Here is a 14,552-nt window from a genome sequence, read left to right as displayed (position 1 = left end):
GGAATAGACGTACTCATGTCATTAAAAGGAAAATTAAACAGAATGAAAAAACACCTGTCGCACAATCAGTCAGATGAAAAGCGTGTGGCAGTAAAAGAGGGACAAACGCACACTGTGACGGCTGAAACCATTCCATTTCTAAAAGAGTGGGGGGAATTAAGTGCAGCTCCTTACTACTTTGAAGACTCTTTCTGCCTCATTCGGGAAGTGACCTATCCACTTGACCATCAGCATGGGCGATATTCATTTGCAGAACTGCCGGAGATGGTGAGTGCATGGAACAAAAGTGAGATTCAGCATTCTCTTTCTGCAAAAGGCTACAAGCCTCACGAGCTATTTTTCTTCGATACAGAAACAACAGGACTATCTGGCGGAACGGGAAATATGATTTTTCTGCTTGGGCATGCGAGAGTTTATTCAGATAAAGTGGTGGTAAAACAACATCTGCTCACGAATCCAGGAAATGAAGCGGCACTTTACAAAAGCTTTCTTAGTGAGGTGGATGTCGAATCACTTGTGACATATAATGGGAAATCATTCGACTGGCCTCAAGTCAAAACGAGGCATACATTATTACGTGATCAAATACCTGCTCTACCTGAATTTGGTCATTTTGACCTTCTCCATGGGTCAAGGAGATTGTGGAAACATAAATATGAGCGTATGGCTCTTTCGGTTGTAGAAAAAGAGGAACTGCACGTCAATCGAGAGGGAGATACACCGGGGTTCCTCGCACCAATGATCTATTTTCACTTTTTAAAGGAACAAAACCCGAAACTGATTGAAGGAATTTTGACTCACAATGAACTTGATGTCTTATCGTTAATCAGTCTCTACATTCATTTGTCTAAAAAAATCTTATCCAAAGATGCGGTGAAGGAAGACGATGAGAAATATGCATTAGCTAAGTGGCATCTTGCTCACCGTGATGTGCAGGAAGCAACAAAGCACCTGCAAGAATTAACGGGAGCAGCGTTTGAGCATGCGGATCAAGCAGCTTATGATCTATCATTACAGTACAAGCGGTTAAAACAATGGGATAAAGCGGCATGCATATGGAGGCGTCTATTTGAATCAAGTGATGTTCATTTAAGATTAAAAGCGGGTGTAGAGCTAGCAAAGTATGAAGAACACCGCCAAAAAGATCCAAAAGCAGCCCTTTCCATTACCCAAACATTGTTATCACAACCGTCTTTAAGTGAACGAGACATTGTGGAACTTGACAAGCGAGAAAAGCGGCTCTTAAGAAAAGCTGGGCAATGAAATTATTGCCTGGGAAAGCGCAAAAAATGACAACGTTCGGCTCTCGGCCGAAAATAAAAATTGTTTAGCACTTTTATTGTAGAAAAGTCACGAATCCTGTAAAATAACGTTAGATATTGAATGAGGAGCGTAGAGCATGTATAAGGGTCTTTTCTACTTGTTTTTTCTTGTTGTCATATTGGTCGCGTTTGTGTTTTCAAACTATAAAGATGTTTTTCTTGCAAACTTTTAAAATAGGTTAATGCATTAGTACATGTACACCTCTTGATTCATACATTGTTAATGTAAGAAAATCAAGGAGAGGGGAATGCTACATGTACCATCATCATCATTGCAATCCAAATGTTACACAGCCAATTGTACATCCAACGAATCACTGCTGTACGCATAGTGAGTCAACTACAATTGTGCCGCACATCCACCCGCAGCATGTAACAAATGTTCATCACCAAAATTTCCAACATGTTCACTACTTCCCGCATACGTTTTCTCAGGTGGACCCGGCAACACATCAACACTTTAACTGCGGTGGACCTTGCTGTAACAGATAAAGTGAAATGGGACTTTTATAAGTCCCTTTTTTTAAAAGCAGGTGAAAAAATGAAAATTATTGCTGTCACAGGGTACAAGCCATTTGAGCTTGGGATCTTCAAACAAGACGAGCCTGCACTTCAATACATAAAAGCGGAACTTCGGAAAAGGCTGACGGCACTCATTGAAGACGGGCTGGAATGGGTGCTCATTTCAGGTCAGTTAGGTGCAGAAATATGGACAGCTGAAGTGGTCTTTGAGCTTCAAGAGGAGTTTCCAGATTTAAAACTTGCTGTCATTACACCATTTTATGAGCAGGAAGAGCGCTGGAATGAACAAAATAAAGAGCTGTATGAAGGCGTTCTTGCACAAGCTGATTTTGTAGAAAGTGTCACGCATAGACCGTATGAAAGTCCGGCACAATTTAAACAAAAGAACCGCTTTTTTATTGAAAAAACGGACGGCCTTCTCGTCTTATATGATCCCGAGCACGAAGGCTCGCCAAAATATATGATCAAAGAAGCTGAAACCTATACCGACTACCCAATAATGTATATCACAATGGATGATTTAAGAGCACAGGTTGAGGCGGAAGATCCGTTTTTTGACTAAAAGCAAGAGAAAATTTGACAACGTCACTTATTTCTGAAAAAATATACTATGAATTCACGATATGAGGTGAAAAAGATGCTTGCTGATAAAGTAAAGCTTTCTGCGAAAGAAATTTTAGAAAAAGAATTTAAAACAGGTGTCCGAGGGTATAAACAAGAAGAAGTCGATAAATTTCTAGATATGGTCATTAAAGACTATGAGACATTCCATCAAGAAATTGAAAAACTCCAACAAGAAAACCTTCACTTGTCAAAACAGCTTGAAGAAGCGGTTGAGCAAGGGAAAAGACAGCCTGCACAGTCCAATACAACAAACTTTGATATTTTAAAAAGACTATCTAATCTTGAGAAACACGTTTTCGGCAGCAAACTTTATGATTGAGTAATACCAAAAAAGCTTGTGTCAGATGACATTGTCGTTTATAATAACGCATGTTGATTAACGTTCGGGTAATCGCTGTAATGCTTTGACATTGCAGAGGAAAGTCCATGCTCGCACGGTGCTGAGATGCCCGTAGTGTTCGTGCCTGGCGAAAAAATAAGCCAGGGCAGCCTGGGAAAGGCTGACGGCAGGAAAAATGCCTACGTCCTTTTAGGATATGGCAAAGTATCCTTGAAAGTGCCACAGTGACGAAGTCTCACTAGAAATGGTGAGAGTGGAACGCGGTAAACCCCTCGAGCGAGAAACCCAAACTTGGTAGGGGAACTTTCTCAAAGGAACCAAACGGAGAGAAGGACAGAGAATTCTGTAGATAGATGATTACCACCTGAGTACGAGGCTTTTGCCGTTTGTAGTACGATGGAACAAAACATGGCTTACAGAACGTTATATCCGTTATCATAAACATGATGAAATCAAAGCTCTCCTATTTCTACATATGGAGAGCTTTTATCTTGATTAAGAAAAGAACGAGAAAACAGGTGATAAACAAATGAAAACCTATACACTCATCGCAACAGCGCCAATGGGAATTGAAGCGATTGTTGCAAAAGAAGTAAGAGACCTCGGGTATGAGTGCACTGTAGATAACGGAAAAGTTATTTTTCAAGGAGATGCGCTTGCCATCTGCCGTGCGAATCTATGGCTGCGTACAGCAGACCGAATCAAGGTCCAAGTTGCTGAATTTTCGGCTAGAACATTTGACGAGCTTTTTGAGCAGACAAAAGCCATTGACTGGGCCGCATTTTTACCGAAAAATAGTACATTCCCTGTCATTGGTAAATCTGTTAAATCTCAGCTTGCCAGTGTGCCGGATTGTCAGCGTATCGTCAAAAAGGCTATCGCGCAAAAACTTAGATCATCTTACAACATACAGTCTGAATGGCTAGAAGAGACGGGTCCTGAATACAAAATCGAGGTAGCACTATTAAAAGATAAAGTATTGCTGACGCTCGATACGTCTGGTGTGGGTCTTCATAAACGTGGATACCGTGCAGATCAAGGAGGCGCGCCGATTAAAGAAACCCTTGCAGCGGCGCTTGTCTTATTAACGAACTGGACACCTGACCGTCCGTTTGTCGATCCTTTTTGCGGATCAGGCACAATTGCTATTGAAGCAGCGATGATTGGACAAAATATTGCCCCTGGATTTAACCGTGAGTTCGCATCTGAATCATGGGAATGGATCGGTGAGGACGTTTGGAACAAAGCACGCCTTGAAGTAGAAGAAAAGGCGAACTATGATCAGCCGCTTCACATTATCGCGAGCGATATCGATCATCGTATGGTAGAGATTGCGAAACTGAACGCAGAAGAAGCTGGACTTAGTGAACTGATTCAATTTAAGCAAATGCAAGTGAAAGACTTCCAAACAAAAGAAGAGTATGGTGTAATTGTCGGAAATCCGCCTTACGGTGAACGTCTCAGCGATAAGCCAGCTGTGGAAAAAATGTATCAAGGCATGGGCGAAGCATTGAAGAACCTAGATACGTGGTCCATTTACATTTTAACGTCACATGAAAAATTCGAAGAGTGTTTCGGAAGAAAAGCGACGAAAAAGAGAAAACTGTTTAATGGATTTATTAAAACAGATTATTATCAATACTGGGGAAAACGCCGACCTAGAAGAGAAACAACTGAATCATAATAAATGTCCACACCACGAGAAGGTGTGGATTTTTTATGCTAAAAAGGTATAAGTCTTCTCGGGACGGAATAAACTGAACTTGATTTTAAAAAAAGAGGTGTCTTCATGATTCATTATGATCAATTTCAGTTAATTCAAAAAGCACTCGCTTCAACAGCCCGAGAAATAGAAGGGATTGAAACAGGACAATCTGCTAAACTTACGGCAGCCATCGAGGACTTAGCAATGGCTCAAAACTACATAGACCATTCAGAGCACGCGTTTTTAATGAAGGAAAGCTACCAGCATCGCCTGCGCTCTTAAAAAAAGATTGTCATACCCCAGCATAAATGGTACTATTGAATGTCTGAATGATTCAAAAGTTGGGGGTTGAAGCAGGTGACAGCGTCTCGTTTGCCTTTTTCATTAACAAAAGAACATAATTTTTACGAAGAACTGGGCAACTGGATTGGTGATGTGTTTTATGACATTTTGCCAGAAAAGGGCTTTGATCTTCGAGATGAACAAATATTCATGGCTTTTCAGTTAGAAAGAGCCTTTAAAGAAAAAAGTGTGATGTTTGCCGAAGCTGGGGTAGGCACAGGCAAAACAATCGTTTACCTTTTATTTGCGGTCACATATGCAAGATATACAGGGAAACCTGCGATCATTGCATGTGCAGACGAAACGTTAATTGAACAGCTCGTCAAACAAGAAGGTGATATCTATAAAATTGCCAATCACCTTGATATTCAAATAGATGCGAGATTAAGTAAATCGCATGATCAATATTTGTGCTTAAAGAAACTAGAGAAAACGATGCAACGTGAAGATGATGAGAAGTGGCTCGACATTTATGAATCGCTTCCTTCATTTGTTCATGAATCTCATGGGATGCAGACATTTTATCCGTACGGTGATCGAAAAGAGTATCCAGAATTAACAAATGATGAGTGGTCAAGAATTGGTTATGACTCTTTTCAGGACTGCTTAACGTGCGACATGCGGCACCGCTGTGGCTTGAATTTATCAAGAGACCATTACCGAAAAGCCACAGACCTCATCATTTGTTCTCATGACTTTTACATGGAGCATGTATGGACAAAGGAGTCACGTAAACGTGAAGGACAGCTGCCGCTCCTTCCTGAGCATAGCTCTGTTGTATTTGATGAAGGACATCTTCTTGAATTTGCAGCACAAAAAGCGCTAACATACCGAGTGAAGCAATCAACACTAGAGACGTTTTTGGAACGTCTTTTGCAAAATGATATTCGTGAAGAGTTTGCAGAACTTGTTGAAGATGCACTTGCAACAAACGATCAGTTCTTTTACCTCTTAAAAACGAATGCCAAAGAAATCAAAGGATCACACCGTCTTGAAATTGGTCGTGTAGATGAGGTGAAGCGTTCAGCAAGTGAATTATGTGATTTGCTTGAGAAGATTGGAGAAGCGCTCGTATTTGAATCAGAGATGTACACAATTGATCAATATGAATTGTCTGTTGTGGAAGAGTACATTGAACAGATGGCGTATTCTCTGTCGCTTTATCAGAAAAATGCCATTAGCTGGCTGGAGAAGCAGGAATTAGATACAACCTTTGTCGTCATGCCAAAAACGGTAGCAGAGGTGCTTGGTGAAAAGGTATTTTCACAAAAAATCCCTTATATTTTCTCATCTGCTACGTTGTCTGAAAATCAATCATTTGATTATTTAGCTGAAAGCCTTGGGATCAAAGATTATTTATCCATGAGTGTGGCTTCGCCGTATGATTATGAGGAGCAAATGCAAATGTATTTCCACGGAATTCAGCAGCCAATGACAGAGTCAGATGTAAAAGGTCAGCACGTGCTGGCTCAGGTAAAAGAAAATGGCGGTCGATCTCTTATTTTATTCCCTTCATTTGATGAACTGCATGTATTTAGAAAGCAGCTCGATGCATCAAATGAATCACTGCCTTTCCATGTGTATTTTGAAGGAGACGAGGAGATCAGTACCATTGTTCAAAAGTTCCAAGCGGATGAAACATCTGTGTTATGTTCCGTTCACCTGTGGGAAGGGCTGGATATTCCAGGACAGTCTCTAACAAATGTGGTTATTTGGGGACTTCCATATCCACCGCATGACCCAGTATTTGAAGCAAAACGGAATGAAGCGAAAGATGCATTTACTGAAGTGGACCTTCCATACATGCTGCTTCGTCTAAGGCAGGGCATTGGGAGACTGATTCGGACAAGCCAAGATGCTGGCAGCATTCATATTTACTTTGGCAGTCAGAAAGATATTGAGCTACAAAGTAAAATTGAATCCGTTCTTCCAGTGAAGCCAGTGATCTCTTAATGATAGAAAACCATTCAATAAGAGGAGGATACGATCAGCGTATCCTCCTTTTTCATTGACAAAAGAACATTTATTGAAGTAGCCTTGAAACGTACATACATATTTTATTGATTGGGGGAACGAACGCATGAGTCTTGAATCAAAAGAGAAAGCGTTTTATCAATTACTAGGAAAAATCGCCCATTATACAGAGGCGCTTCATTTACTTTATTGGGACTCTCGAACACAAGCGCCTAAAAAAAGTGCTGATTTCAGAGCAGAAACCATCGGTCAATTATCCAGCGATATCTTTAATATGAAGACTTCTGATGAAATGAGAAATCTTCTTGATGCATTAAATAAAGAGAAAGAAAAGCTTTCAAAAGACACGCAGAAGGCACTCGAATTATCGCAAAAAGAATATGATGAAAACAGCAAAATTCCAAAAGAAGAATTTAAAGAATACTCCATTCTACAATCAAAAGCAGAACATGTTTGGGTAGAAGCAAGGGAGAAATCAGATTTTTCACTCTTTGCACCCTATTTAAAACAGCTGATTGATTTTAACAAGCGTTTCATCCAGTACTGGGGCGTGAAAAAAACACCATATGATGTGCTGCTCAATAATTATGAGCCGGATATGACGGTTGAACAACTCGATCAAAAATTCGGTGCACTTCGAGACGCCATCGTTCCTCTCGTGAAAAAAATTGAAGCTTCACCAAATAAACCGGATACTTCGTTTTTATCGAAAAGCTTCCCGATCGACAAACAAAAAGAGCTGAGTCTCTTTTTCTTAAAAGAGTTAGGGTATGACTTTGACGCAGGACGACTTGATACAACGGTTCATCCATTTGCTGTGACATTAAGCAGAGGGGATGTACGTGTGACGACGCGTTATGATGAGTACGATTTTCGCATGGCGATCTTTGGCACCATTCATGAATGCGGCCATGCCATTTATGAACAAAATATTGATGAGGCACTGAGCGGAACGCTCTTATGTGACGGCACATCAATGGGTATTCATGAATCACAGTCTCTTTTCTTTGAGAACTTTATCGGCAGACATGAAGATTTCTGGAAAACGTATTATCAAAAGCTGCAAGAGGCATCTCCTGAACAATTTAAAGATGTCACTTTAGAAGAATTTGTGCATGCGGTGAATGAATCGAAGCCGACTTACATTCGAATTGAAGCAGATGAACTCACGTATCCGCTTCACATTATTATTCGCTATGAGATTGAAAAAGCCATTTTCAATGAAGATGTAGCCGTTGAAGATCTGCCAGCGTTATGGAATGAAAAATATAAAGCATATCTGGGCATTACGCCGCCTAACGATGCGCTTGGTATTTTGCAGGATGTTCACTGGTCTGATGGTAGTTTTGGTTATTTCCCTTCATATGCACTTGGTTATATGTATGCGGCGCAATTAAAGCAGCAAATGATCAAAGATTTACCAAATTTTGATGAACTGATTCAAAATGGGTCTTTTGCACCGATAAAAGAATGGCTAACTGAACATGTCCATCAGCATGGAAAACGGAAAAAGCCATCTGAAATCATTCAAGACGCAACTGGTGAAGAATTAAATGTTCAATACTTAATTGATTATTTAACAGATAAGTACACGAAACTGTATTTATCATAAATGAAAGGCACCCTTTGATCAAAAGGGTGCTTTTTTGCTGCTTGAATATTCTAAAAACGAACGTTTAAAGCTTAATGATTATTTAAGTTCGGTATTTTTCTAGAAAAGTGCTTTCCAAGCGTCTGAAATCTTGTTATAATTTGAACACTATAACACTCATATAATCGCGTGATAATGGCACGCAAGTTTCTACCGGACACCGATACCGTCCGACTATGAGTGAGCAAAATGAAACAGCTTTTGTATGAGCTGAAGATCCCGTGGATCGTTTTCGCATTGCTTGCTCCTTAATGGACAGCAATGCTTTTTTTATGCAAAAAAATGAAAGTTGCTAATATGCTGGGAGGAAGAATGATGGAATTGTTACGTCAAAAGATCGAGAACGAAGGAATCGTTCTGTCAAATCAAGTGCTAAAGGTAGATGCTTTTTTAAATCATCAAATTGACCCTGTGTTAATGCATGAGATCGGTCAAGAGTTTGCTAGATTATTTAAGCATGATGGAATTACTAAAATTATCACAATCGAATCTTCTGGTATTGCACCTGCTGTCATGGCTGGACTTGCCCTTCATGTGCCAGTTGTTTTTGCCCGAAAGCGGCAATCACTGACTTTAACGGATAACCTTTTGACAGCAAGTGTGTATTCTTTTACCAAAAAAGTAGAAAGTACGATTGCTGTCTCTAACACGCACCTTAGTGAGGATGATTGTGTGTTAATTATCGACGACTTTTTAGCAAATGGAGAAGCCGCTAAGGGACTAGCTGCAATCGCAAAGCAAGCGAAAGCAAAAGTAGCTGGTTTTGGAATTGTTATCGAGAAATCATTCCAGCCTGGAAGAAAAGAACTTGTGCAAATGGGCTATAGAGTCGAGTCACTCGCACGTATCGAATCGCTCGAGGAAGGAAAAGTCACGTTTGTACGCGAGGTACAATCATGAGTGCCGCTAAAAAAGCCAAAACCCTTTCGCTAGGGATACAGCATGTACTGGCGATGTATGCAGGTGCGGTTCTTGTCCCGCTCATTGTTGGAGATGCGCTTGGGCTCACGCCAGCCCAGCTGACGTACTTAATTTCGGCAGATATTTTCATGTGCGGTGCCGCCACACTGCTTCAAGTATGGAAAAACCGCTTTTTTGGCATCGGTTTGCCTGTTGTACTAGGCTGTACATTTACTGCGGTATCTCCTATGATTGCGATTGGCTCTAAATATGGAATTTCGTCTATATATGGAAGTATTATCGCCGCAGGGTGTATTGTCATTGCTCTTTCATTTTTCTTTGGAAAGCTTGTGAAATTCTTCCCGCCCGTTGTCACAGGTTCCGTCGTCACGATCATTGGAATTACCTTAATTCCGGTCGCCATGAACAATATGGCAGGTGGTGAAGGAAGTGCAGACTATGGTTCTTTTGAGAATCTTGGACTTGCTTTTCTAGTGTTGTTTATTATTGTCCTTCTCTATCGATTTACAAAGGGATTCATGAAAGCCATTGCCATCTTAATCGGCATTCTACTTGGGACAGCAGTAGCTGCTTTCTTAGGGAAGGTGGAGACAGCAGAAGTGGCGAATGCACAAGTTTTCCGCATCATTGAGCCTTTTTACTTTGGGCTGCCTACTTTTGAATTTGCACCAATCATGACAATGACATTAGTTGCCATTGTGTCATTAGTCGAATCAACGGGTGTATACTTTGCGCTCGGAGATTTAACGAATCGTTCATTAAAAGAGAAGGATTTAGCAAAGGGATATCGTGCAGAGGGAATTGCCGTTTTATTAGGCGGTATCTTCAACGCTTTTCCATACACAGCCTACTCCCAAAACGTTGGATTGATCCAATTAACAGGCGTGAAGAAAAATCAGGTCATTGTGGTGACAGGTGTATTATTAATGGTATTTGGCCTTTTTCCTAAAATCGCGGCATTTACAACGATTATTCCAAAATCCGTTCTAGGCGGTGCAATGGTCGCCATGTTTGGAATGGTCATTGCGTACGGGATTAAAATGCTCTCACGCGTCGATTTTGCCAAACAGGAAAACTTGCTCATTGTCGCATGCTCAGTTGGCATCGGGCTCGGAGTAACGGTTGTGCCGCAAATGTTTGAGCATTTGCCAGAATCAATTAAATTGTTAACAAGTAACGGAATTGTCGCCGGAAGCTTTACCGCTATTTTGCTTCATATTATTTATCACATGATTCCTTTTAAAAAAGAAACAGAGCAGGAGCTAATGGAAGAACCTAAGCAATCTGTTATGTAATCACTTCTCTTTGGAGAGCTGAAAGCCCGCATCCTTTGGATACGGGCTTATTGTGATTAGTGCTATTAATGTTGTACCGGAGGCATTGTTTCGTTAATGACTGCAAATGTATAGCCCCTTGCTTTTAGTTGTGTAATCAGGCTATCTAAATAGTTCGTGGTAGAGGGTTGATCATGCATTAAAATCACTTTTGGTTCCCATGGTTTATTTTTCTCAAACATTTGCAGTTGATTCAATACCTCTTGAACATATTGTGAGTTTTTATATCTCCAGTCAAGGCTATCAATCGTCCAATCCCAGTAAATGAAGCCATATTGGTTTAAGCGTACTTTTTGATCATATGTTAAATTTGGAACACTGCCATAAGGTGTTCTCACAAGACGGGTGTAAACGCCTGTAACAGAAGCAAGAATGAGCTGAGCTTCTCTCATTTCATTTGCGGGAGACTCACTGTTCTGATAAAAGCGGTTTATATCATGCGTCATGCCATGAAGCCCTAATTGATGTCCTTCTTGATAAAGTCTTTTCACAGTTGCTTGGTGAGCTTGGATTTGCGGTCCAAGCATGAAGAATGTCGCCTTCACTTGATGTGCTTTTAAGATATTTAACAGCTGATTTGATGTAGCAGAAGGGCCATCATCAAATGTTAAAAAGACCGTTTTATTCGTTGTCTGTTGGTTTGGATTGGTCTTAAATTGTTGATCCAATGTTCTTGCAGAATGATCTTTTGCTTTCAGACTGATACTTGTGTCTCGGAAGTCACTGCTAGTAACAATTGTTGCTTGCCCATTTGTCGCCTGCAAATGGGGCTTAGACATATCCCAGATAAAAAAGAGAAACAGTGTAAGAAGCACTAAACCAATTATCTTCGAGAGAAATATCGTGTTGTAGGGTGTTTGTTTTTTGGACACCTTTTTCATGACAATCACTCCAATCAATTAAATTTTGTGCCGAATCATGTAGTAGATTCTGTCTTTTTTCACTGTTTTTCATGGTGCTCATATTGATTAAGTGTACAGGAAAAAAACCCCTTTTCATATAAAATCATCAAATAAATTAGCATTTTATGGTTATTTATTTGTGTTGATCAGAAAAAAAGGTGATCCATTCATGTTTAAATGAAAGGTGGGGTTTGTCTACGGTTCTTCTCATTTGAGAGGTGTTTTTTTGCATAAAGCTATGTTAAATAACTCTATTAATAATCGGTTGAAGGGATTTTTGTTCTTTAGATATAAAACTAAGATGAGAGTGAATGGTTAAGAATCGTATTGAATGACATCAACCAAGAAATAGATCTAAACGAATAGGATGATTGTTGAAATCTGTCTGCTCTCTCCATATGGGACCTATGATAAAGTTGGTTTATTAACATTCTCCAAATGGGTGTTAAAAGGTGGGATAAGTAAATGTTGGGATTACCAAGAGGGGAAGTTTTTTTAGTGCCTTGGTCTATGGAGTGGAAAAACGAATATGAAAAAGAAAAGCGCCAGATAATAGCTGATATTGGTCCATACACAATCAATGTACATCATATTGGAAGTACGGCAGTAAAAGGTTTAAGCGCTAAGCCAATTATTGATATTGCAATTGAAATAGAACATTTTTTTGATGGAGAAAAATGTGTAATAGCGTTGGAAGGACTCGGTTACTCATATAAAGGAACAGACGTATTACCTGAAAGACACTACTTTAATAAAGGAGAAACACGAACACATCAAATCCATATGTATCAAAGACATAATAAGTATTTACTTGAACAGTTAAATTTCAGAGATTACTTGAGAAATAATGAGCAAGCTAGAAGTGAGTACCAACAGCTTAAACTTAAATTATCAAGATTACATGGAAATGACAAACACAAATACGCACATGAAAAAACTGCTTTTATTAAGTCAATCCTCGAAAAGATTTAGGTGAGGGTTTGCTCTTAAGATGTTCATAAGGGAGGTCATGTCACAGAGGAACTCCCAATTAACGGAGTTCTTTTTTTTCATTAAATCACCGAACATAAATTGCATAAAAAAAGCAGGTTCGCTTGGCTTGGAACGAACCTGTGAAGGAGGAAAACTACATCATGTTTTCACCTATATTATCCAATATTTATCAATTGTCGTCAAGACAAAAAGTTAGACGGAGGAAAATATTTTGACTGAATTGTGTCGTTTTGGCATGTATATCCTTTTTTTGATTGGGGATATTAACCGAAAAAAGAGGTGAAGCCGATGGCATACATTCTTTCAGTTGGAACAAGTCTGCCAAAACATCATGTGGATCAGCAAGCAGCTGCTCAATTTGCAAGGTCTCAATTTAAACGATCGTTTAAAGATATTGATCGGCTATTAAAAGCTTTTAATAATGGCGAAATAGAGAGCAGACAGTTTGTACAGCCTATTGATTGGTATCAAGAACATCACTCTTTTGAAGAGAAAAACAACCTCTATATCGAAAAAGCATTGGCACATGCGAAAGAAGCCGTTTTTCACTGTCTGCATGAAACAGCGTTCCTTACAAAGCCAGTTCCTTTTGATGAGATTGATGCTTTGTTTTTCATCTCCAGTACAGGGTTATCAACGCCAAGTCTTGATGCAAAGCTGATGAATGTTCTTCCATTTTCTCCTTATACGAAACGAGTGCCAATTTGGGGGTTAGGCTGCGGGGGCGGGGCGGCAGGCTTATCCCGAGCTTATGAATACATCAGGGCGTATCCAGAAGCGAAAGTGCTCGTTGTTGCCTGCGAGCTTTGCAGCCTCACTTTTCAGCCGCAAGATCAATCAAAAAGCAATTTAATTGGAACCTCGCTGTTCGGTGACGGGACTGCGGCCGTTCTTTTAACTGGAGAAAAGGCCGCCTCTAAGTATACGCGGTTAAAAACGGTTCCTAAAGTGCTTGGCACGCAGTCAGTGACCATGAAAGATTCTGAGGATGTGATGGGATGGGATTTTACCGCCGACGGATTTCGAGTCATCTTCTCACGTGACATTCCGTCCATCATTTCTGGCTGGTTAAAAGAGCAAGTGGATCACTTTTTACATCAACTAGGGTTTTCAACAGAGGATGTATCCGTATTTCTTGCTCACCCTGGAGGAAAAAAAGTGATTGATGCCTATCTTGAAAGCCTATCTTTACAAGAGCATCAGCTATTTTCTTCAAAAGAGGTTCTGAAACAGCATGGAAACATGTCCTCTGCCACCGTTTTATATGTCATGAAGCATTTTCTTGAACATCAGTCACTAGATGCAGGACAGGTGGGGCTTTGCGGAGCACTTGGTCCAGGCTTTTCATCAGAATTATTGCTCATGAAATGGGAGGGGCTCTCGTGATGATTTTCTGGATAGTGATTGGCATTTTCATTTGTCAGCGCCTCATTGAAGTGCTTGTGGCGAAAAGAAATGAAAAGAAGGTGAAGGCGATCGGAGCAATTGAATTTGGTGCAAGCCATTATCCTTATATGGTCGCTATGCATGCAGCTTTTTTCCTCTCGCTTATTGGAGAGACATGGCTGCTGCATCGTCAACCGTCTCGTTTTTTCCTATTGCTGCTTGTGTTCCTTCTTGCTACCCAGGTGATTCGGTACTGGGCACTATGTTCACTTGGGACGTATTGGAATACAAAAATCTTAGTCGTTCCAAATGCGATGATTGTGAAAAAGGGGCCGTATCGCTGGTTAAAGCATCCTAACTATGTGGTGGTGGCGATTGAACTGATGTTCATTCCGCTGCTATTTAACGCATTTATTACTGCCATTTTGTTTACGTGTTTAAATGGATGGATGATGATGGTCAGAATACAAACAGAAGAAAAAGCACTGAATCAGTATTTATTAAATTAATATTGAAAATCATTATCAATTGTGCTA

Annotated in this window: 14 protein-coding genes, 1 other RNA gene and 1 riboswitch; of the genes, 14 read left to right on the top strand and 1 reads right to left on the bottom strand. The window is 40.1% G+C overall.

The features are described from left to right. Positions 1–15: 15 nt before the first annotated feature. From NST09_RS10260 to pbuX, 11 genes are all read left to right on the top strand, one after another. Positions 16–1,263 carry a ribonuclease H-like domain-containing protein gene (locus NST09_RS10260; protein ID WP_046343825.1) on the top strand — a complete coding sequence of 416 codons (1,248 nt, stop codon included), beginning with the start codon at positions 16–18 and terminating at the stop codon, positions 1,261–1,263. 314 nt (positions 1,264–1,577) lie between these two features. After that, a complete protein-coding gene (gene cotD / locus NST09_RS10255) occupies positions 1,578–1,814 on the top strand; it encodes a spore coat protein CotD (RefSeq protein ID WP_072368252.1) in 237 nt (78 codons plus the stop codon). A 49-nt stretch (positions 1,815–1,863) separates the two neighbouring features. Beyond that, entirely contained in the window at positions 1,864–2,406 is a 543-nt protein-coding gene (locus NST09_RS10250; RefSeq protein WP_202394241.1) for a DUF1273 domain-containing protein, read from the top strand. Positions 2,407–2,481: 75 nt separating this feature from the next. After that, positions 2,482–2,787, top strand: coding sequence for a cell division regulator GpsB (gene gpsB, locus NST09_RS10245; protein WP_008344631.1), 306 nt, complete (start codon positions 2,482–2,484; stop codon positions 2,785–2,787). A gap of 60 nt (positions 2,788–2,847) precedes the next feature. Then, positions 2,848–3,229: RNase P RNA component class B (gene rnpB, locus NST09_RS10240), an RNA gene on the top strand. Between the two features lie 108 nt (positions 3,230–3,337). Continuing rightward, the gene (locus NST09_RS10235) at positions 3,338–4,492 is read left to right on the top strand and encodes a class I SAM-dependent RNA methyltransferase (RefSeq protein ID WP_017359722.1); all 1,155 of its coding nucleotides are present in this window, start codon (positions 3,338–3,340) and stop codon (positions 4,490–4,492) included. A 105-nt stretch (positions 4,493–4,597) separates the two neighbouring features. Continuing rightward, positions 4,598–4,795 carry a hypothetical protein gene (locus tag NST09_RS10230; protein ID WP_025207527.1) on the top strand — a complete coding sequence of 66 codons (198 nt, stop codon included), beginning with the start codon at positions 4,598–4,600 and terminating at the stop codon, positions 4,793–4,795. Positions 4,796–4,870: 75 nt separating this feature from the next. Further along, positions 4,871–6,808, top strand: a complete 1,938-nt coding sequence (locus tag NST09_RS10225; RefSeq protein WP_017367482.1) for an ATP-dependent DNA helicase — start codon at positions 4,871–4,873, stop codon at positions 6,806–6,808. A 127-nt stretch (positions 6,809–6,935) separates the two neighbouring features. Continuing rightward, on the top strand, positions 6,936–8,441 hold the full coding sequence (locus tag NST09_RS10220; protein WP_269379374.1) for a carboxypeptidase M32: 1,506 nt from the start codon (positions 6,936–6,938) through the stop codon (positions 8,439–8,441). 136 nt (positions 8,442–8,577) lie between these two features. After that, positions 8,578–8,677, top strand: a riboswitch (purine riboswitch). Between the two features lie 118 nt (positions 8,678–8,795). Next, positions 8,796–9,380: a xanthine phosphoribosyltransferase gene (xpt, locus tag NST09_RS10215; RefSeq protein ID WP_008346333.1), complete on the top strand. Its 585-nt coding sequence runs from the start codon at positions 8,796–8,798 to the stop codon at positions 9,378–9,380. Beyond that, positions 9,377–10,696: a xanthine permease PbuX gene (gene pbuX / locus NST09_RS10210; protein WP_007500846.1), complete on the top strand. Its 1,320-nt coding sequence runs from the start codon at positions 9,377–9,379 to the stop codon at positions 10,694–10,696. Before xpt ends, pbuX begins: the two co-directional genes overlap by 4 nt. Before the next feature lie 65 nt (positions 10,697–10,761). Here the strand turns inward: pbuX and NST09_RS10205 are convergent, their stop codons facing one another. Further along, on the bottom strand, positions 10,762–11,616 hold the full coding sequence (locus NST09_RS10205) for a polysaccharide deacetylase family protein (protein WP_074041981.1): 855 nt from the start codon (positions 11,614–11,616) through the stop codon (positions 10,762–10,764). A gap of 486 nt (positions 11,617–12,102) precedes the next feature. On the opposite strand from NST09_RS10205, the gene NST09_RS10200 reads away from it, so the two are divergent. The 3 genes from NST09_RS10200 (at position 12,103) to NST09_RS10190 (ending at position 14,525) form a co-directional block, all read left to right on the top strand. After that, entirely contained in the window at positions 12,103–12,609 is a 507-nt protein-coding gene (locus tag NST09_RS10200) for a GrpB family protein (protein ID WP_098680800.1), read from the top strand. A 309-nt stretch (positions 12,610–12,918) separates the two neighbouring features. Then, positions 12,919–14,016 (top strand): 3-oxoacyl-[acyl-carrier-protein] synthase III C-terminal domain-containing protein, encoded by a 1,098-nt coding sequence (locus tag NST09_RS10195; protein ID WP_017359717.1) that lies wholly within the window; start codon positions 12,919–12,921, stop codon positions 14,014–14,016. Continuing rightward, complete coding sequence (locus NST09_RS10190; RefSeq protein WP_017359716.1) at positions 14,016–14,525, top strand: isoprenylcysteine carboxylmethyltransferase family protein; 510 nt, start codon at positions 14,016–14,018, stop codon at positions 14,523–14,525. Before NST09_RS10195 ends, NST09_RS10190 begins: the two co-directional genes overlap by 1 nt. Positions 14,526–14,552: the final 27 nt, after the last annotated feature.

This window comes from Bacillus sp. FSL W7-1346 (assembly GCF_038593335.1).
Lineage (GTDB): Bacteria > Bacillota > Bacilli > Bacillales > Bacillaceae > Bacillus > Bacillus altitudinis.
The sequence above is the reverse complement of the archived record's forward strand: the minus strand, read 5'-3'. Positions and strand labels throughout refer to the sequence as shown.

Coding starts and splice junctions, on each gene's coding strand:
- NST09_RS10260 (WP_046343825.1), top strand. CDS start 16: ATGTCATTAAAAGGAAAATTAAACAGAATGAAAAAACACCTGTCGCAC.
- cotD (WP_072368252.1), top strand. CDS start 1,578: ATGTACCATCATCATCATTGCAATCCAAATGTTACACAGCCAATTGTA.
- NST09_RS10250 (WP_202394241.1), top strand. CDS start 1,864: ATGAAAATTATTGCTGTCACAGGGTACAAGCCATTTGAGCTTGGGATC.
- gpsB (WP_008344631.1), top strand. CDS start 2,482: ATGCTTGCTGATAAAGTAAAGCTTTCTGCGAAAGAAATTTTAGAAAAA.
- NST09_RS10235 (WP_017359722.1), top strand. CDS start 3,338: ATGAAAACCTATACACTCATCGCAACAGCGCCAATGGGAATTGAAGCG.
- NST09_RS10230 (WP_025207527.1), top strand. CDS start 4,598: ATGATTCATTATGATCAATTTCAGTTAATTCAAAAAGCACTCGCTTCA.
- NST09_RS10220 (WP_269379374.1), top strand. CDS start 6,936: ATGAGTCTTGAATCAAAAGAGAAAGCGTTTTATCAATTACTAGGAAAA.
- xpt (WP_008346333.1), top strand. CDS start 8,796: ATGGAATTGTTACGTCAAAAGATCGAGAACGAAGGAATCGTTCTGTCA.
- pbuX (WP_007500846.1), top strand. CDS start 9,377: ATGAGTGCCGCTAAAAAAGCCAAAACCCTTTCGCTAGGGATACAGCAT.
- NST09_RS10205 (WP_074041981.1), bottom strand. CDS start 11,616: ATGAAAAAGGTGTCCAAAAAACAAACACCCTACAACACGATATTTCTC.
- NST09_RS10200 (WP_098680800.1), top strand. CDS start 12,103: ATGTTGGGATTACCAAGAGGGGAAGTTTTTTTAGTGCCTTGGTCTATG.
- NST09_RS10195 (WP_017359717.1), top strand. CDS start 12,919: ATGGCATACATTCTTTCAGTTGGAACAAGTCTGCCAAAACATCATGTG.
- NST09_RS10190 (WP_017359716.1), top strand. CDS start 14,016: ATGATTTTCTGGATAGTGATTGGCATTTTCATTTGTCAGCGCCTCATT.